The sequence below is a fragment of the Pacificispira sp. genome, assembly GCF_965228185.1.
Lineage (GTDB): Bacteria > Pseudomonadota > Alphaproteobacteria > UBA8366 > Aestuariispiraceae > Pacificispira.
In genome coordinates this window covers 982759-1005539 of the sequence record NZ_CBDDHE010000003.1, presented here as the reverse complement: position 1 = coordinate 1005539, position 22781 = coordinate 982759, and the positions used below count along the sequence as shown (strand labels likewise).

Here is a 22781-nt window from a genome sequence, read left to right as displayed (position 1 = left end):
GTGGCGGTGACGACGACGGATGCCGATAGCGGCGATACGGCGACGGTCACCGAGACGCTGGCAGTCACGGTCGATGCCGTGGCGGACACGCCCTCCCTCACGGTCGATGCGGCTGCCGGGTCCGAGGACAGTGCGATTGCGCTCGACATCACCTCGGCGCTGACCGACCAGGATGGGTCGGAGACCCTCTCGATCACGATTACCGGTATTCCCGAGGGGGCAACCCTCTCGGCCGGTACGGTCAACGAAGACGGCAGCGTCACCCTGACGCCAGATCAGCTCGACGGTCTCACGATCACGCCGGCCGCCAACAGCGCGCACGATTTCACGCTGACGGTGACTGCGACCTCGACCGACGGTACCGACACGGCTACCCAGACTGCGGAACTGCCGGTCACCGTGACCGGTGTGGCGGATGAAGCCGACCTGGCCACCTCCGCCGCGTCCGGCGATGAAGACAGCGCCATCGCGCTCGACATCGATGTGTCGGGCGTCAACGCGGGCGATACGGCTTCCGTGACCATCTCCGGCATCCCCGCCGGTGCGGAACTCTCCGCCGGGACGGTGAACGAGGACGGCAGCGTCACCCTAACGGTGGACCAGCTCGAAGGTCTGACCATCACCCCTGCTTCGAACAGTGCAGATGACTTCACGCTGACGGTGGCGGTGACGACGACGGATGCCGACAGCGGCGACACGGCGACGGTCACCGAGACGCTCTCGGTCACGGTCGATGCCGTGGCGGACACGCCCTCCCTCACGGTCGATTCAGCTTCCGGATCCGAAGACAGTGCCATTGCCCTCGACATCACCTCGGCACTGACCGACCAGGACGGCTCGGAGACCCTCTCGATCACCATTACCGGTATTCCGGACGGGGCGACCCTCTCGGCCGGTACGGTGAATGAGGACGGCTCCGTCACCCTGACGCCGGATCCAGCTCGACGGTCTCACGATCACGCCGGCTGCCAACAGTGCGGATGACTTCACGCTGACGGTCACCGCGACCTCGACCGATGGCACGGATACCGCGACCCAGACCGCGGAGCTGCCGGTCACGGTGACCGGTGTGGCCGACGATGCCACCCTCGAGACCGCTGCTGCATCCGGCGATGAAGACAGCGCCATTGCCCTCGACATCGATGTGTCGGACGTCAACGCGGGCGATACGGCTTCCGTGACCATCTCGGGCATCCCCGCTGGTGCGGAACTCTCTGCCGGGACGGTGAACGAGGACGGCAGCGTCACCCTGACGGTGGATCAGCTCGAAGGGCTGACCATCACCCCGCCTGCGAACAGCGATGCGGACTTCACGCTGACGGTGGCAGTGACGACGACGGATGCGGATAGCGGCGACACGGCGACGGTCACCGAGACGCTCGCGGTCACGGTCGATGCCGTGGCGGACACGCCCTCCCTCACCGTTGATGCGGCCTCGGGCAGCGAGGACAGCGCAATCGCCCTCGACATCACCTCGGCACTGACCGACCAGGACGGGTCCGAGACCCTCTCGATCACCATTACCGGCATTCCGGAGGGTGCGACCCTCTCGGCCGGTACGGTCAACGAAGATGGATCCGTCACGCTGACGCCGGATCAGCTGGACGGGCTGACCATCACCCCGGCCGCCAATAGCGCGGACGACTTTACGCTGACGGTCACGGCGACCACGACCGACGGCACGGATACCGCGACCCAGACCGCGGAACTGCCGGTCACCGTGACTGGCGTCGCCGACGATGCCACCCTCGAGACCACCGCCGCGTCCGGCGATGAAGACAGCGCGATCGCGCTCAGCATTGACGTCTCCAATGTGGCGGACGGCGACACCGCCTCGGTCACGATCTCGGGTATTCCGGCGGGCGCGGAACTCTCCGCCGGGACGGTGAACGAGGATGGCAGTGTCACCCTGACGGTGGATCAGCTCGAAGGTCTGACCATCACGCCGCCTTCGAACAGCGATGCGGATTTCACGCTGACGGTGGCGGTGACGACGACGGATGCCGATAGCGGCGATACGGCGACGGTCACCGAGACGCTCGCGGTCACGGTCGATGCCGTGGCGGATACGCCTTCCCTCACGGTCGACGCGGCTTCCGGATCCGAAGACAGTGCGATTGCGCTCGACATCACCTCGGCACTGACCGACCAGGATGGGTCGGAGACCCTCTCGATCACCATTACCGGCATTCCGGACGGCGCGACCCTCTCTGCCGGTACGGTCAATGAGGACGGGTCCGTCACCCTGACGCCGGATCAGCTCGACGGTCTCACGATCACCCCGGCCACCAACAGCGCGGACGATTTCACGCTGACGGTCACGGCGACTTCAACGGACGGCACCGACACGGCGACGCAGACCGCGGAGCTGCCGGTCACGGTGACCGGTGTGGCCGACGATGCTGACCTGGCCACATCTGCTGCGTCCGGCGACGAAGACAGCGCCATTGCGCTGAGCATTGACGTCACCAATGTGGCGGATGGTGACAGCGCTTCTGTGACCATCTCGGGCATTCCCGCCGGCGCTGAACTCTCCGCCGGGACGGTGCATGAGGATGGATCCGTCACCCTGACGGTGGACCAGCTCGAAGGGCTGACCATCACCCCGCCTGCGAACAGCGATGCGGATTTCACGCTGACGGTGGCGGTCACCACGACGGATGCCGACAGCGGCGATACGGCGACGGTCACCGAGACGCTCGCAGTCACGGTCGATGCCGTGGCGGACACGCCTTCCCTCACGGTCGATGCGGCTTCCGGCAGCGAAGACAGTGCGATTGCGCTCGACATCACCTCGGCACTGACCGACCAGGACGGGTCCGAGACCCTCTCGATCACCATTACCGACATTCCGGACGGCGCGACCCTGTCTGCCGGGACGGTCAATGAAGACGGCTCCGTCACCCTGACGCCGGACCAGCTCGACGGCCTGACCATCACCCCGGCCGCCAACAGCGCGGACGACTTCACCCTAACGGTCACGGCCACATCGACGGACGGCACGGATACCGCGACGCAGACGGCGGAGCTGCCGGTGACGGTCACCGGCGTCGCCGACGATGCCACCCTCGAGACCGCTGCTGCATCCGGCGATGAAGACAGCGCCATTGCCCTCGACATCGATGTGTCGGGCGTCAACGCGGGCGACAGCGCGTCGGTCACGATCTCGGGTATTCCGACGGGTGCGGAACTTTCGGCCGGGACGGTAAACGAGGATGGCAGCGTCACCCTGAGTGTCGATCAGCTCGAAGGGCTGACCATCACGCCTGCTGCGAACAGCGATGCGGACTTCACGCTGACGGTGGCGGTGACGACGACGGATGCCGATAGCGGCGATACGGCGACGGTCACCGAGACGCTCGCGGTCACGGTCGATGCCGTGGCGGACACGCCCTCCCTCACGGTCGATGCGGCCTCGGGCAGCGAAGACAGTGCGATCGCGCTCGATATCACTTCGGCACTCACCGACCAGGACGGGTCCGAGACCCTCTCGATCACCATTACCGACATTCCGGACGGCGCGACCCTGTCTGCCGGGACGGTCAACGAAGACGGATCCGTCACGCTGACGCCGGATCAGCTGGACGGTCTCACGATCACGCCGGCCGCCAATAGCGCGGACGACTTCACGCTGACGGTGACGGCCACATCGACGGACGGCACGGATACCGCGACCCAGACGGCCGAACTGCCGGTCACCGTGACTGGCGTCGCCGACGATGCGACCCTCGAGACCGCTGCCGCGTCCGGCGATGAAGACAGCGCCATCGCACTCAGCATTGACGTCTCCAATGTGGCGGACGGCGACAGTGCCTCGGTCACGATCTCGGGCATCCCCGCCGGTGCGGAACTCTCCGCCGGGACGGTCAATGAAGACGGCAGCGTCACGCTGACGGTGGATCAGCTCGAAGGTCTGACGATCACCCCTGCTTCGAACAGCGATGCGGACTTCACGCTGACGGTGGCGGTGACGACGACGGATGCCGACAGCGGCGACACGGCGACGGTCACCGAGACGCTCGCGGTCACGGTCGATGCCGTGGCGGATACGCCGTCTCTCACGGTCGATGCGGCCTCGGGCAGCGAGGACAGCGCGATTGCGCTCGACATCACCTCGGCACTGACCGATCAGGATGGGTCCGAGACCCTCTCGATCACCATTACCGGTATTCCGGAGGGCGCGACCCTCTCGGCCGGGACTGTGAACGAGGACGGCTCCGTCACGCTGACGCCGGATCAGCTCGACGGTCTCACGATCACGCCGACCGCCAATAGCGCGGACGATTTCACGCTGACGGTCACGGCGACCTCGACCGACGGCACCGACACGGCGACGGAGACCGCCGAACTGCCGGTGACGGTCACGGGCGTCGCCGACGATGCCACCCTCGAGACCGCTGCCGCGTCCGGCGATGAAGACAGCGCCATCGCACTCAGCATTGACGTCACCAATGTGGCGGAAGGCGACAGCGCCTCGGTCACGATCTCCGGCATCCCCGCCGGTGCGGAACTCTCCGCCGGGACGGTGAATGAGGATGGATCCGTCACCCTGACGCCGGATCAGCTCGACGGCCTGACCATCACCCCTGCTTCGAACAGCGATGCGGACTTCACGCTGACGGTGGCGGTGACGACGACGGATGCCGATAGCGGCGACACGGCGACGGTCACCGAGACGCTCGCGGTTACGGTCGATGCCGTGGCGGACACGCCCTCCCTCACGGTCGATGCGGCTTCCGGATCCGAAGACAGTGCGATTGCGCTCGACATCACCTCGGCACTGACCGACCAGGATGGGTCGGAGACCCTCTCGATCACCATTACCGGCATTCCGGAGGGCGCGACCCTCTCTGCCGGTACGGTCAATGAGGACGGGTCCGTCACCCTGACGCCGGATCAGCTCGACGGTCTCACGATCACGCCGGCCGCCAATAGCGCGGATGACTTCACGCTGACGGTCACGGCGACCTCGACCGACGGCACCGATACCGAGACACAGACCGCGGAGCTGCCGGTCACGGTGACCGGTGTGGCCGACGATGCTGACCTGGCCACTTCCGCCGCGTCCGGCGATGAGGACAGCGCCATCGCGCTCAGCATTGACGTCACCAATGTGGCAGATGGCGACACCGCCTCGGTAACGATCTCGGGTATTCCGACGGGTGCCGAACTCTCCGCCGGGACGGTAAACGAGGACGGCAGCGTCACGCTGACGGTCGATCAGCTCGAAGGTCTGACGATCACGCCGCCTGCGAACAGCGATGCGGATTTCACGCTGACGGTGGCGGTGACGACGACGGATGCCGACAGCGGCGATACGGCGACGGTCACCGAGACGCTCTCGGTCACGGTCGATGCGGTGGCGGACACGCCCTCCCTCACGGTCGACGCGGCTACCGGTTCCGAGGACAGCGCCATTGCCCTCGACATCACCTCGGCGCTGACCGACCAGGATGGCTCGGAGACCCTCTCGATCACGATTACCGGTATTCCGGAGGGCGCGACCCTGTCTGCCGGGACGGTCAATGAGGACGGGTCCGTCACGCTGACGCCGGATCAGCTCGACGGGCTGACCGTCACCCCGGCGGCCAATAGCGCGGACGACTTCACGCTGACGGTGACGGCGACCTCGACCGACGGCACCGATACCGCGGCGCAGACGGCGGAACTGCCTGTGACGGTCACGGGCGTGGCCGACGATGCTGACCTGGCCACGTCTGCCGCATCGGGCGATGAGGACAGCGCCATTGCACTGAGCATCGATGTATCGGGCGTCAATGAAGGCGATACGGCTTCCGTGACCATCTCGGGCATTCCGACGGGTGCGGAACTTTCGGCCGGGACGGTGAACGAGGACGGCAGCGTCACGCTGACGGTGGATCAGCTCGAAGGTCTGACCATCACCCCTGCTTCGAACAGCGATGCGGATTTCACGCTGACGGTGGCGGTGACGACGACGGATGCCGATAGCGGCGATACGGCGACGGTCACCGAGACGCTGGCAGTCACGGTCGATGCCGTGGCGGACACGCCCTCCCTCACGGTCGATGCGGCTGCCGGGTCCGAGGACAGTGCGATTGCGCTCGACATCACCTCGGCGCTGACCGACCAGGATGGGTCGGAGACCCTCTCGATCACGATTACCGGTATTCCCGAGGGGGCAACCCTCTCGGCCGGTACGGTCAACGAAGACGGCAGCGTCACCCTGACGCCAGATCAGCTCGACGGTCTCACGATCACGCCGGCCGCCAACAGCGCGCACGATTTCACGCTGACGGTGACTGCGACCTCGACCGACGGTACCGACACGGCTACCCAGACTGCGGAACTGCCGGTCACCGTGACCGGTGTGGCGGATGAAGCCGACCTGGCCACCTCCGCCGCGTCCGGCGATGAAGACAGCGCCATCGCGCTCGACATCGATGTGTCGGGCGTCAACGCGGGCGATACGGCTTCCGTGACCATCTCCGGCATCCCCGCCGGTGCGGAACTCTCCGCCGGGACGGTGAACGAGGACGGCAGCGTCACCCTAACGGTGGACCAGCTCGAAGGTCTGACCATCACCCCTGCTTCGAACAGTGCAGATGACTTCACGCTGACGGTGGCGGTGACGACGACGGATGCCGACAGCGGCGACACGGCGACGGTCACCGAGACGCTCTCGGTCACGGTCGATGCCGTGGCGGACACGCCCTCCCTCACGGTCGATTCAGCTTCCGGATCCGAAGACAGTGCCATTGCCCTCGACATCACCTCGGCACTGACCGACCAGGACGGCTCGGAGACCCTCTCGATCACCATTACCGGTATTCCGGACGGGGCGACCCTCTCGGCCGGTACGGTGAATGAGGACGGCTCCGTCACCCTGACGCCGGATCAGCTCGACGGTCTCACGATCACGCCGGCTGCCAACAGTGCGGATGACTTCACGCTGACGGTCACCGCGACCTCGACCGATGGCACGGATACCGCGACCCAGACCGCGGAGCTGCCGGTCACGGTGACCGGTGTGGCCGACGATGCCACCCTCGAGACCGCTGCTGCATCCGGCGATGAAGACAGCGCCATTGCCCTCGACATCGATGTGTCGGACGTCAACGCGGGCGATACGGCTTCCGTGACCATCTCGGGCATCCCCGCTGGTGCGGAACTCTCTGCCGGGACGGTGAACGAGGACGGCAGCGTCACCCTGACGGTGGATCAGCTCGAAGGGCTGACCATCACCCCGCCTGCGAACAGCGATGCGGACTTCACGCTGACGGTGGCAGTGACGACGACGGATGCGGATAGCGGCGACACGGCGACGGTCACCGAGACGCTCGCGGTCACGGTCGATGCCGTGGCGGACACGCCCTCCCTCACCGTTGATGCGGCCTCGGGCAGCGAGGACAGCGCAATCGCCCTCGACATCACCTCGGCACTGACCGACCAGGACGGGTCCGAGACCCTCTCGATCACCATTACCGGCATTCCGGAGGGTGCGACCCTCTCGGCCGGTACGGTCAACGAAGATGGATCCGTCACGCTGACGCCGGATCAGCTGGACGGGCTGACCATCACCCCGGCCGCCAATAGCGCGGACGACTTTACGCTGACGGTCACGGCGACCACGACCGACGGCACGGATACCGCGACCCAGACCGCGGAACTGCCGGTCACCGTGACTGGCGTCGCCGACGATGCCACCCTCGAGACCACCGCCGCGTCCGGCGATGAAGACAGCGCGATCGCGCTCAGCATTGACGTCTCCAATGTGGCGGACGGCGACACCGCCTCGGTCACGATCTCGGGTATTCCGGCGGGCGCGGAACTCTCCGCCGGGACGGTGAACGAGGATGGCAGTGTCACCCTGACGGTGGATCAGCTCGAAGGTCTGACCATCACGCCGCCTTCGAACAGCGATGCGGATTTCACGCTGACGGTGGCGGTGACGACGACGGATGCCGATAGCGGCGATACGGCGACGGTCACCGAGACGCTCGCGGTCACGGTCGATGCCGTGGCGGATACGCCTTCCCTCACGGTCGACGCGGCTTCCGGATCCGAAGACAGTGCGATTGCGCTCGACATCACCTCGGCACTGACCGACCAGGATGGGTCGGAGACCCTCTCGATCACCATTACCGGCATTCCGGACGGCGCGACCCTCTCTGCCGGTACGGTCAATGAGGACGGGTCCGTCACCCTGACGCCGGATCAGCTCGACGGTCTCACGATCACCCCGGCCACCAACAGCGCGGACGATTTCACGCTGACGGTCACGGCGACTTCAACGGACGGCACCGACACGGCGACGCAGACCGCGGAGCTGCCGGTCACGGTGACCGGTGTGGCCGACGATGCTGACCTGGCCACATCTGCTGCGTCCGGCGACGAAGACAGCGCCATTGCGCTGAGCATTGACGTCACCAATGTGGCGGATGGTGACAGCGCTTCTGTGACCATCTCGGGCATTCCCGCCGGCGCTGAACTCTCCGCCGGGACGGTGCATGAGGATGGATCCGTCACCCTGACGGTGGACCAGCTCGAAGGGCTGACCATCACCCCGCCTGCGAACAGCGATGCGGATTTCACGCTGACGGTGGCGGTCACCACGACGGATGCCGACAGCGGCGATACGGCGACGGTCACCGAGACGCTCGCAGTCACGGTCGATGCCGTGGCGGACACGCCTTCCCTCACGGTCGATGCGGCTTCCGGCAGCGAAGACAGTGCGATTGCGCTCGACATCACCTCGGCACTGACCGACCAGGACGGGTCCGAGACCCTCTCGATCACCATTACCGACATTCCGGACGGCGCGACCCTGTCTGCCGGGACGGTCAATGAAGACGGCTCCGTCACCCTGACGCCGGACCAGCTCGACGGCCTGACCATCACCCCGGCCGCCAACAGCGCGGACGACTTCACCCTAACGGTCACGGCCACATCGACGGACGGCACGGATACCGCGACGCAGACGGCGGAGCTGCCGGTGACGGTCACCGGCGTCGCCGACGATGCCACCCTCGAGACCGCTGCTGCATCCGGCGATGAAGACAGCGCCATTGCCCTCGACATCGATGTGTCGGGCGTCAACGCGGGCGACAGCGCGTCGGTCACGATCTCGGGTATTCCGACGGGTGCGGAACTTTCGGCCGGGACGGTAAACGAGGATGGCAGCGTCACCCTGAGTGTCGATCAGCTCGAAGGGCTGACCATCACGCCTGCTGCGAACAGCGATGCGGACTTCACGCTGACGGTGGCGGTGACGACGACGGATGCCGATAGCGGCGATACGGCGACGGTCACCGAGACGCTCGCGGTCACGGTCGATGCCGTGGCGGACACGCCCTCCCTCACGGTCGATGCGGCCTCGGGCAGCGAAGACAGTGCGATCGCGCTCGATATCACTTCGGCACTCACCGACCAGGACGGGTCCGAGACCCTCTCGATCACCATTACCGACATTCCGGACGGCGCGACCCTGTCTGCCGGGACGGTCAACGAAGACGGATCCGTCACGCTGACGCCGGATCAGCTGGACGGTCTCACGATCACGCCGGCCGCCAATAGCGCGGACGACTTCACGCTGACGGTGACGGCCACATCGACGGACGGCACGGATACCGCGACCCAGACGGCCGAACTGCCGGTCACCGTGACTGGCGTCGCCGACGATGCGACCCTCGAGACCGCTGCCGCGTCCGGCGATGAAGACAGCGCCATCGCACTCAGCATTGACGTCTCCAATGTGGCGGACGGCGACAGTGCCTCGGTCACGATCTCGGGCATCCCCGCCGGTGCGGAACTCTCCGCCGGGACGGTCAATGAAGACGGCAGCGTCACGCTGACGGTGGATCAGCTCGAAGGTCTGACGATCACCCCTGCTTCGAACAGCGATGCGGACTTCACGCTGACGGTGGCGGTGACGACGACGGATGCCGACAGCGGCGACACGGCGACGGTCACCGAGACGCTCGCGGTCACGGTCGATGCCGTGGCGGATACGCCGTCTCTCACGGTCGATGCGGCCTCGGGCAGCGAGGACAGCGCGATTGCGCTCGACATCACCTCGGCACTGACCGATCAGGATGGGTCCGAGACCCTCTCGATCACCATTACCGGTATTCCGGAGGGCGCGACCCTCTCGGCCGGGACTGTGAACGAGGACGGCTCCGTCACGCTGACGCCGGATCAGCTCGACGGTCTCACGATCACGCCGACCGCCAATAGCGCGGACGATTTCACGCTGACGGTCACGGCGACCTCGACCGACGGCACCGACACGGCGACGGAGACCGCCGAACTGCCGGTGACGGTCACGGGCGTCGCCGACGATGCCACCCTCGAGACCGCTGCCGCGTCCGGCGATGAAGACAGCGCCATCGCACTCAGCATTGACGTCACCAATGTGGCGGAAGGCGACAGCGCCTCGGTCACGATCTCCGGCATCCCCGCCGGTGCGGAACTCTCCGCCGGGACGGTGAATGAGGATGGATCCGTCACCCTGACGCCGGATCAGCTCGACGGCCTGACCATCACCCCTGCTTCGAACAGCGATGCGGACTTCACGCTGACGGTGGCGGTGACGACGACGGATGCCGATAGCGGCGACACGGCGACGGTCACCGAGACGCTCGCGGTTACGGTCGATGCCGTGGCGGACACGCCCTCCCTCACGGTCGATGCGGCTTCCGGATCCGAAGACAGTGCGATTGCGCTCGACATCACCTCGGCACTGACCGACCAGGATGGGTCGGAGACCCTCTCGATCACCATTACCGGCATTCCGGAGGGCGCGACCCTCTCTGCCGGTACGGTCAATGAGGACGGGTCCGTCACCCTGACGCCGGATCAGCTCGACGGTCTCACGATCACGCCGGCCGCCAATAGCGCGGATGACTTCACGCTGACGGTCACGGCGACCTCGACCGACGGCACCGATACCGAGACACAGACCGCGGAGCTGCCGGTCACGGTGACCGGTGTGGCCGACGATGCTGACCTGGCCACTTCCGCCGCGTCCGGCGATGAGGACAGCGCCATCGCGCTCAGCATTGACGTCACCAATGTGGCAGATGGCGACACCGCCTCGGTAACGATCTCGGGTATTCCGACGGGTGCCGAACTCTCCGCCGGGACGGTAAACGAGGACGGCAGCGTCACGCTGACGGTCGATCAGCTCGAAGGTCTGACGATCACGCCGCCTGCGAACAGCGATGCGGATTTCACGCTGACGGTGGCGGTGACGACGACGGATGCCGACAGCGGCGATACGGCGACGGTCACCGAGACGCTCTCGGTCACGGTCGATGCGGTGGCGGACACGCCCTCCCTCACGGTCGACGCGGCTACCGGTTCCGAGGACAGCGCCATTGCCCTCGACATCACCTCGGCGCTGACCGACCAGGATGGCTCGGAGACCCTCTCGATCACGATTACCGGTATTCCGGAGGGCGCGACCCTGTCTGCCGGGACGGTCAATGAGGACGGGTCCGTCACGCTGACGCCGGATCAGCTCGACGGGCTGACCGTCACCCCGGCGGCCAATAGCGCGGACGACTTCACGCTGACGGTGACGGCGACCTCGACCGACGGCACCGATACCGCGGCGCAGACGGCGGAACTGCCTGTGACGGTCACGGGCGTGGCCGACGATGCTGACCTGGCCACGTCTGCCGCATCGGGCGATGAGGACAGCGCCATTGCACTGAGCATCGATGTATCGGGCGTCAATGAAGGCGATACGGCTTCCGTGACCATCTCGGGCATTCCGACGGGTGCGGAACTTTCGGCCGGGACGGTGAACGAGGACGGCAGCGTCACGCTGACGGTGGATCAGCTCGAAGGTCTGACCATCACCCCTGCTTCGAACAGCGATGCGGATTTCACGCTGACGGTGGCGGTGACGACGACGGATGCCGATAGCGGCGATACGGCGACGGTCACCGAGACGCTGGCAGTCACGGTCGATGCCGTGGCGGACACGCCCTCCCTCACGGTCGATGCGGCTGCCGGGTCCGAGGACAGTGCGATTGCGCTCGACATCACCTCGGCGCTGACCGACCAGGATGGGTCGGAGACCCTCTCGATCACGATTACCGGTATTCCCGAGGGGGCAACCCTCTCGGCCGGTACGGTCAACGAAGACGGCAGCGTCACCCTGACGCCAGATCAGCTCGACGGTCTCACGATCACGCCGGCCGCCAACAGCGCGCACGATTTCACGCTGACGGTGACTGCGACCTCGACCGACGGTACCGACACGGCTACCCAGACTGCGGAACTGCCGGTCACCGTGACCGGTGTGGCGGATGAAGCCGACCTGGCCACCTCCGCCGCGTCCGGCGATGAAGACAGCGCCATCGCGCTCGACATCGATGTGTCGGGCGTCAACGCGGGCGATACGGCTTCCGTGACCATCTCCGGCATCCCCGCCGGTGCGGAACTCTCCGCCGGGACGGTGAACGAGGACGGCAGCGTCACCCTAACGGTGGACCAGCTCGAAGGTCTGACCATCACCCCTGCTTCGAACAGTGCAGATGACTTCACGCTGACGGTGGCGGTGACGACGACGGATGCCGACAGCGGCGACACGGCGACGGTCACCGAGACGCTCTCGGTCACGGTCGATGCCGTGGCGGACACGCCCTCCCTCACGGTCGATTCAGCTTCCGGATCCGAAGACAGTGCCATTGCCCTCGACATCACCTCGGCACTGACCGACCAGGACGGCTCGGAGACCCTCTCGATCACCATTACCGGTATTCCGGACGGGGCGACCCTCTCGGCCGGTACGGTGAATGAGGACGGCTCCGTCACCCTGACGCCGGATCAGCTCGACGGTCTCACGATCACGCCGGCTGCCAACAGTGCGGATGACTTCACGCTGACGGTCACCGCGACCTCGACCGATGGCACGGATACCGCGACCCAGACCGCGGAGCTGCCGGTCACGGTGACCGGTGTGGCCGACGATGCCACCCTCGAGACCGCTGCTGCATCCGGCGATGAAGACAGCGCCATTGCCCTCGACATCGATGTGTCGGACGTCAACGCGGGCGATACGGCTTCCGTGACCATCTCCGGCATCCCCGCTGGTGCGGAACTCTCTGCCGGGACGGTGAACGAGGACGGCAGCGTCACGCTGTCGGTGGATCAGCTCGAAGGGCTGACCATCACCCCGCCTGCGAACAGCGATGCGGACTTCACACTGACGGTGGCAGTGACGACGACGGATGCCGACAGCGGCGACACGGCGACGGTCACCGAGACGCTCACGGTTACGGTCGATGCCGTGGCGGACACACCGTCCCTCACGGTCGAGGCGGCCTCGGGCAGCGAAGACAGCGCGATTGCCCTCGACATCACCTCGGCACTGACCGATCAGGATGGGTCCGAGATCCTCTCGATCACGATCACCGGTATTCCCGAGGGGGCAACCCTCTCTGCCGGAACGGTGAACGACGACGGCTCCGTCACTCTGACGCCGGATCAGCTCGACGGCCTGACCATCACCCCGGCCACCAATAGCGCGGATGACTTCACGCTGACGGTCACGGCGACCTCGACGGACGGTACCGATACCGCGAAGCAGACCGCCGAACTGCCGGTCACCGTGACCGGTGTGGCGGATGAAGCCGACCTGGCCACCTCCGCCGCGTCGGGTGATGAAGACAGCGCGATCGCGCTCAGCATTGACATCTCCAATGTGGCGGATGGCGACAGCGCCTCGGTCACGATCTCCGGCATCCCCGCCGGTGCGGAACTCTCCGCCGGGACGGTGAATGAAGACGGCAGCGTCACCCTGACGGTGGATCAGCTCGAAGGGCTGACCATCACCCCGCCTGCGAACAGCGATGCGGACTTCACGCTGACGGTGGCGGTGACGACGACGGATGCCGACAGCGGCGACACGGCGACGGTCACCGAGACGCTCGCAGTCACGGTCGATGCCGTGGCGGACACGCCCTCCCTCACCGTCGAGGCGGCCTCGGGCAGTGAGGACAGCGCGATCGCGCTCGACATCACCTCGGCCTTGCTCGACCAGGATGGGTCCGAGACACTCTCGATCACGATTACCGGTATTCCGGAAGGCGCGACCCTCTCTGCCGGAACGGTCAACGAAGACGGATCCGTCACGCTGACGCCGGACCAGCTCGACGGCCTGACGCTCACCCCGGCGGCCAATAGCGCGGACGACTTCACGCTGACGGTCACGGCGACCTCGACCGACGGCACGGATACCGCGACCCGGACGGCGGAACTGCCGGTCACTGTCACGGGCGTCGCCGACGATGCGACCCTCGAGACCGCTGCCGCGTCCGGCGATGAGGACAGCGGCATTACGCTCGACATCGATGTGTCGGGCGTCAACGAGGGCGATACGGCTTCCGTGACCATCTCCGGCATCCCCGCTGGTGCGGAACTCTCTGCCGGGACGGTGAACGAGGACGGCAGCGTCACGCTGACGGTGGACCAGCTCGAAGGGCTGGCCATCACCCCGCCTGCGAACAGCGATGCGGATTTCACGCTGACAGTGGCGGTAACGACGACGGATGCCGAAAGCGGCGATACGGCGACGGTCACCGAGACGCTCGCGGTCACGGTCGATGCCGTGGCGGACACGCCCTCCCTCACGGTCGATGCGGCTTCCGGGTCCGAGGACAGCGCGATTGCGCTCGACATCACCTCGGCGCTTACCGACCAGGATGGGTCGGAGACCCTCTCGATCACCATTACCGGCATCCCGGAGGGCGCGACCCTCTCTGCCGGGACGGTCAATGACGACGGCAGCGTCACGCTGACGCCGGATCAGCTCGACGGTTTGACGATCACCCCTGCTGCGAACAGTGCCGACGACTTCACGCTGACGGTCACAGCCACGTCCACCGACGGCACCGATACCGCGACCCAGACGGCGGAACTGCCCGTCACCGTGACCGGTGTGGCCGACGATGCGACCGTGGAGACGGCGGCTGCGTCCGGCGATGAGGACAGCGCAATCGCGCTGAGCATCGACGTCACCAATGTGGCGGATGGCGATAGCGCGTCGGTCACGATCTCGGGCATTCCGACGGGTGCGGAACTTTCGGCCGGGACGGTAAACGAGGATGGCAGCGTCACGCTGTCGGTGGATCAGCTCGAAGGGCTGACCATCACGCCTGCTTCGAACAGCGATGCGGACTTCACGCTGACGGTGGCAGTGACGACGACGGATGCCGACAGCGGCGACACGGCGACGGTCACCGAGACGCTCGCGGTCACGGTCGATGCCGTGGCGGACACACCGTCCCTCACGGTCGAGGCGGCCTCGGGCAGCGAAGACAGTGCGATAGCGCTCGACATCACCTCCGCGCTGACCGACCAGGACGGCTCGGAGACCCTCTCGATCACGATCACCGGCATTCCGGACGGCGCGACCCTCTCTGCCGGGACGGTCAATGAAGACGGCAGCGTCACCCTGACGCCGGATCAGCTGGACGGCCTGACCATCACCCCGGCCGCCAATAGCGCAGACGACTTCACGCTGACGGTCACGGCGACCTCGACCGACGGCACGGATACCGCGACGCAGACCGCCGAACTGCCGGTCACGGTCACGGGCGTCGCCGACGATGCGACCCTCGAGACCGCTGCCGCGTCCGGCGATGAGGACAGCGGCATTACGCTCGACATCGATGTGTCGGGCGTCAACGAGGGCGATACGGCTTCCGTGACCATCTCCGGCATTCCCGCCGGTGCCGAACTCTCCGCCGGGACGGTGAATGAAGACGGCAGTGTCACGCTGACGGTGGATCAGCTCGAAGGGCTGACGATCACCCCGCCTGCGAACAGCGATGCGGACTTCACGCTGACGGTGGCGGTGACGACGACGGATGCCGACAGCGGCGACACGGCGACGGTCACCGAGACGCTGGCAGTCACGGTCGATGCGGTAGCGGACACGCCCTCCCTCACCGTTGATGCGGCCTCGGGCAGCGAGGACAGCGCCATTGCGCTCGACATCACCTCGGCGCTGACCGACCAGGATGGGTCGGAGACCCTCTCGATCACCATTACCGGTATTCCCGAGGGGGCAACCCTTTCGGCCGGGACGGTCAATGAAGACGGCAGCGTCACCCTGACGCCGGATCAGCTCGACGGTCTCACGATCACGCCGGCCGCCAATAGCGCGGACGACTTCACGCTGACGGTGACTGCGACCTCGACCGACGGCACCGACACGGCGACACAGACCGCGGAACTGCCGGTGACGGTCACGGGCGTCGCCGACGATGCCACCCTCGAGACCGCCGCCGCGTCCGGCGACGAAGACAGCGCGATCGCGCTCAGCATTGACGTCACCAATGTGGCGGATGGCGACAGCGCGTCGGTCACGATCTCGGGCATTCCGACGGGTGCGGAACTCTCCGCCGGGACGGTGAACGAGGACGGCAGCGTCACCCTGACGGTGGACCAGCTCGAAGGCCTGACGATCACGCCTGCTTCGAACAGTGATGCGGATTTCACGCTGACGGTGGCCGTCACCACGACGGATGCGGATAGCGGCGATACGGCGACGGTCACCGAGACGCTCGCGGTCACGGTCGATGCCGTGGCGGACACGCCGTCCCTCACGGTCGATGCGGCTGCCGGCAGCGAGGATAGTGCGATTGCCCTCGACATCACCTCGGCGCTGACCGACCAGGACGGGTCCGAGACGCTCTCGATCACGATCACCGGGATCCCGGAGGGTGCGACCCTCTCGGCCGGGACGGTCAATGACGACGGCAGCGTCACCCTGACGCCGGATCAGCTCGAAGGGCTGACCATCACGCCGGCCGCAAACAGTGCCGACGACTTCACCCTGACGGTGACGGCGACCTCGACGGACGGTACCGATACAGCGACGCAGACCGCGGAACTGCCGGTGACGGTCACCGGCGTCGCCGACGATGCCACCCTCGAGACCGCTGCCGCGTCCGGCGACGAAGACAGCGCGATCGCACTCAGCATTGACGTCTCCAATGTGGCGGATGGCGACAGCGCCTCGGTCACGATCTCGGGCATTCCGGCGGGTGCCGAGCTTTCCGCTGGAACGGTCAATGATGATGGATCTGTCACGCTGACGGTGGACCAGCTCGAAGGCCTGACCATCACCCCGCCTGCGAACAGCGATGCGGACTTCACGCTGACGGTGGCCGTCACCACGACGGATGCCGACAGCGGCGACACGGCGACGGTCACCGAGACGCTCGCGGTCACGGTCGATGCGGTAGCGGACACGCCCTCCCTCACGGTCGATGCGGCTTCCGGCAGCGAAGACAGTGCGATTGCGCTCGACATCACCTCGGCGCTGACCGACCAGGACGGGTCCGAGGCCCTCTCGATCACGATTACCGGTATTCCGGACGGGGCAACCCTTTCGGCTGGTACGGTCAACGAAGACGGGTCCGTCACGCTGACGCCGGATCAGCTCGACGGCCTGACCATCACCCCGGCCGCCAATAGCGCGGATGACTTCACGCTGACGGTGACGGCCACATCGACGGACGGCACGGATACGGCGACCCAGACGGCGGAACTGCCGGTCACCGTAACCGGCGTCGCCGACGATGCGACCCTCGAGACCGCTGCCGCATCCGGCGATGAAGACAGCGCCATCGCGCTCGACATCGATGTGTCGGGCGTCAATGCGGGCGATACGGCTTCGGTGACCATCTCCGGCATCCCCGCTGGTGCGGAACTTTCGGCCGGGACGGTAAACGAGGACGGCAGCGTCACGCTGACGGTGGACCAGCTCGAAGGTCTGACGATCACCCCCGCTTCGAACAGCGATGCGGACTTCACGCTGACGGTGGCGGTGACGACGACGGATGCGGATAGCGGCGATACGGCGACGGTCACCGAGACGCTGGCGGTCACGGTCGATGCCGTGGCGGACACGCCCTCCCTCACGGTCGATGCGGCCTCGGGCAGCGAAGACAGCGCGATCGCGCTCGACATCACCTCGGCACTGACCGACCAGGATGGGTCCGAGACCCTCTCGATCACCATTACCGGTATTCCGGAGGGCGCGACCCTCTCGGCCGGTACCGTCAACGAAGACGGCAGCGTCACGCTGACGCCGGATCAGCTCGACGGTCTGACCATTACCCCGGCGGCCAACAGCGCGGACGACTTCACGCTGACGGTGACGGCGACCTCAACGGACGGGACCGATACCGCGACGCAGACCGCGGAACTGCCGGTCACCGTGACCGGTGTGGCCGACGATGCGACCCTCGAGACCGCTGCTGCGTCCGGTGACGAAGACAGCGCGATTGCGCTCAGCATTGACGTCTCCAATGTGGCGGACGGCGACAGCGCTTCCGTGACCATCTCGGGCATTCCGACGGGTGCGGAACTCTCCGCCGGGACGGTGAACGAGGATGGCAGCGTCACGCTGACGGTGGACCAGCTCGAAGGTCTGACCATTACCCCGGCGGCCAACAGCGCGGACGACTTCACGCTGACGGTGGCGGTGACGACGACGGATGCCGACAGCGGCGACACGGCGACGGTCACCGAGACGCTCGCAGTCACGGTCGATGCCGTGGCGGATACGCCCTCCCTCACGGTCGACGCGGCCTCGGGCAGCGAGGACAGTGCGATTGCGCTCGACATCACCTCGGCACTGACCGATCAGGATGGGTCCGAGACTCTCTCGATCACGATCACCGGTATTCCGGAGGGCGCAACCCTCTCTGCCGGTACGGTCAATGAAGACGGCAGCGTCACCCTGACGCCGGATCAGCTCGACGGCCTGACCATCACGCCGGCCGCCAATAGCGCGGACGACTTCACGCTGACGGTGACGGCGACCTCGACGGACGGGACCGATACCGCGACGCAAACCGCCGAACTGCCGGTCACGGTGACCGGTGTGGCCGACGATGCGACCCTCGAGACCGCTGCTGCGTCGGGCGATGAAGACAGCGCCATTGCGCTCAGCATTGACGTCACCAATGTAGCGGATGGCGACAGCGCGTCGGTCACGATCTCGGGTATTCCGACGGGTGCGGAACTTTCGGCCGGGACGGTAAACGAGGATGGCAGCGTCACCCTGAGTGTCGATCAGCTCGAAGGGCTGACCATCACGCCTGCTGCGAACAGCGATGCGGACTTCACGCTGACGGTGGCGGTGACGACGACGGATGCCGATAGCGGCGATACGGCGACGGTCACCGAGACGCTCGCGGTCACGGTCGATGCCGTGGCGGACACGCCCTCCCTCACGGTCGATGCGGCCTCGGGCAGCGAAGACAGTGCGATCGCGCTCGATATCACTTCGGCACTCACCGACCAGGACGGGTCCGAGACCCTCTCGATCACCATTACCGACATTCCGGACGGCGCGACCCTGTCTGCCGGGACGGTCAACGAAGACGGGTCCGTCACCCTGACGCCGGATCAGCTCGACGGCCTGACCATCACCCCGGCCGCCAACAGTGCAGACGACTTCACGCTGACGGTGACGGCGACTTCAACGGACGGCACGGATACCGCGACCCAGACCGCGGAACTGCCGGTCACCGTGACTGGCATCGCCGACGATGCCGACCTGGCCACCTCCGCCGCGTCGGGCGACGAAGACAGCGCGATCGCGCTCGACATCGATGTGTCGGGCGTCAACGCGGGCGACACGGCCTCCGTGACCATCTCGGGTATTCCCGCCGGTGCGGAACTCTCCGCCGGGACGGTGAACGAGGATGGCAGCGTCACGCTGACGGTGGATCAGCTCGAAGGTCTGACCATCACGCCTGCTTCGAACAGTGATGCGGATTTCACGCTGACGGTGGCAGTGACGACGACGGATGCGGATAGCGGCGACACGGCGACGGTCACCGAGACGCTCGCGGTCACGGTCGATGCCGTGGCGGATACGCCGTCCCTCACGGTCGATGCGGCTTCCGGATCCGAGGACAGTGCGATTGCGCTCGACATCACCTCAGCGCTCACCGACCAGGACGGGTCGGAGACGCTCTCGATCACCATTACCGGCATTCCGGAGGGCGCAACCCTCTCCGCCGGTACGGTCAACGAAGACGGCAGCGTCACCCTGACGCCGGATCAGCTCGACGGTCTCACGATCACCCCGGCCACGAACAGCGCGGACGACTTCACCCTAACGGTCACGGCCACATCGACGGACGGCACCGACACGGCGACGCAGACGGCCGAACTGCCGGTGACGGTCACGGGCGTCGCCGACGATGCGACACTTGAGACGGCCGCTGCGTCCGGCGACGAGGACAGCGCCATTGCGCTCGACATCGATGTGTCGGGCGTCAACGCGGGCGACAGCGCGTCGGTCACGATCTCGGGCATCCCCGCCGGCGCGGAACTCTCCGCCGGGACGGTAAACGAGGACGGCAGCGTCACGCTGTCGGTGGACCAGCTCGAAGGTCTGACCATCACCCCTGCTTCGAACAGCGATGCGGACTTCACGCTGACGGTGGCGGTCACCACGACGGATGCCGATAGCGGCGACACGGCGACGGTCACCGAGACGCTCGCGGTCACGGTCGATGCCGTGGCGGATACGCCGTCCCTCACGGTCGATGCGGCTTCCGGATCCGAGGACAGTGCGATTGCGCTCGACATCACCTCAGCGCTCACCGACCAGGACGGGTCGGAGACGCTCTCGATCACCATTACCGGCATTCCGGAGGGCGCAACCCTCTCCGCCGGTACGGTCAACGAAGACGGCAGCGTCACCCTGACGCCGGATCAGCTCGACGGTCTCACGATCACCCCGGCCACGAACAGCGCGGACGACTTCACCCTAACGGTCACGGCCACATCGACGGACGGCACCGACACGGCGACGCAGACGGCCGAACTGCCGGTGACGGTCACGGGCGTCGCCGACGATGCGACACTTGAGACGGCCGCTGCGTCCGGCGACGAGGACAGCGCCATTGCGCTCGACATCGATGTGTCGGGCGTCAACGCGGGCGACAGCGCGTCGGTCACGATCTCGGGCATCCCCGCCGGTGCGGAACTCTCCGCCGGGACGGTAAACGAGGACGGCAGCGTCACGCTGTCAGTCGATCAGCTCGAAGGTCTGACCATCACCCCGCCCGCGAACAGCGATGCGGATTTCACGCTGACGGTGGCGGTCACCACGACGGATGCCGATAGCGGCGATACGGCGACGGTTACCGAGACACTGGCGGTTACGGTCGATGCGGTAGCGGACACGCCCTCCCTCACGGTCGATGCGGCTTCCGGCACCGAAGACAGCGCGATTGCCCTCGACATCACCTCGGCACTGACCGATCAGGATGGCTCGGAGACCCTCTCGATCACCATTACCGGCATTCCGGAGGGTGCGACCCTATCGGCCGGGACGGTCAATGAAGACGGGTCCGTCACCCTGACGCCGGATCAGCTCGACGGTCTCACGATCACGCCGGCCGCCAATAGCGCAGACGATTTCACGCTGACGGTCACGGCGACTTCAACGGACGGCACCGACACGGCTACGCAGACCGCGGAACTGCCGGTCACGGTGACCGGTGTGGCCGACGATGCGACCCTCGAGACCGCTGCTGCGTCGGGCGATGAAGACAGCGCCATTGCGCTCAGCATTGACGTCACCAATGTAGCGGATGGCGACAGCGCGTCGGTCACGATCTCGGGTATTCCGACGGGTGCGGAACTTTCGGCCGGGACGGTAAACGAGGATGGCAGCGTCACCCTGAGTGTCGATCAGCTCGAAGGGCTGACCATCACGCCTGCTGCGAACAGCGATGCGGACTTCACGCTGACGGTGGCGGTGACGACGACGGATGCCGATAGCGGCGATACGGCGACGGTCACCGAGACGCTCGCGGTCACGGTCGATGCCGTGGCGGACACGCCCTCCCTCACGGTCGATGCGGCTTCCGGATCCGAGGACAGTGCGATTGCGCTCGACATCACCTCAGCGCTCACCGACCAGGACGGGTCGGAGACGCTCTCGATCACCATTACCGGCATTCCGGAGGGGGCAACCCTCTCCGCCGGTACGGTCAACGAAGACGGCAGCGTCACCCTGACGCCGGATCAGCTCGACGGTCTCACGATCACCCCGGCCACGAACAGCGCGGACGACTTCACGCTGACGGTCACGGCCACATCGACGGACGGCACCGACACGGCGACGCAGACCGCGGAACTGCCGGTCACGGTGACCGGTGTGGCCGACGATGCGACCCTCGAGACCGCTGCTGCGTCGGGCGATGAAGACAGCGCCATTGCGCTCAGCATTGACGTCACCAATGTAGCGGATGGCGACAGCGCGTCGGTCACGATCTCGGGTATTCCGACGGGTGCGGAACTTTCGGCCGGGACGGTAAACGAGGATGGCAGCGTCACCCTGAGTGTCGATCAGCTCGAAGGGCTGACCATCACGCCTGCTGCGAACAGCGATGCGGACTTCACGCTGACGGTGGCGGTGACGACGACGGATGCCGATAGCGGCGACACGGCGACGGTCACCGAGACGCTCTCGGTTACGGTCGATGCCGTGGCGGACACGCCCTCCCTCACGGTCGACGCGGCCTCGGGCAGCGAGGACAGCGCGATTGCGCTCGACATCACCTCGGCACTGACCGACCAGGACGGGTCGGAGACTCTCTCGATCACGATCACCGGTGTTCCCGAGGGGGCAACCCTCTCGGCCGGGACGGTGAACGAGGACGGCTCCGTCACGCTGACGCCGGATCAGCTCGACGGTCTCACGATCACGCCGGCCGCCATAGCGCGGATGACTTCACGCTGACGGTCAC

General features: G+C 66.5%; 2 protein-coding genes. Both read left to right on the top strand.

Annotation, left to right across the window (positions count from 1 at the left end):
• A partial coding sequence (locus ACO06O_RS08225) for a hypothetical protein (protein WP_421878127.1) occupies positions 1-984 on the top strand: 984 nt, incomplete at its 5' end.
• 85 nt (positions 985-1069) lie between these two features.
• A complete protein-coding gene (locus ACO06O_RS08220) occupies positions 1070-22774 on the top strand; it encodes a hypothetical protein (protein WP_421878125.1) in 21705 nt (7234 codons plus the stop codon).
• Positions 22775-22781 lie beyond the last annotated feature (7 nt).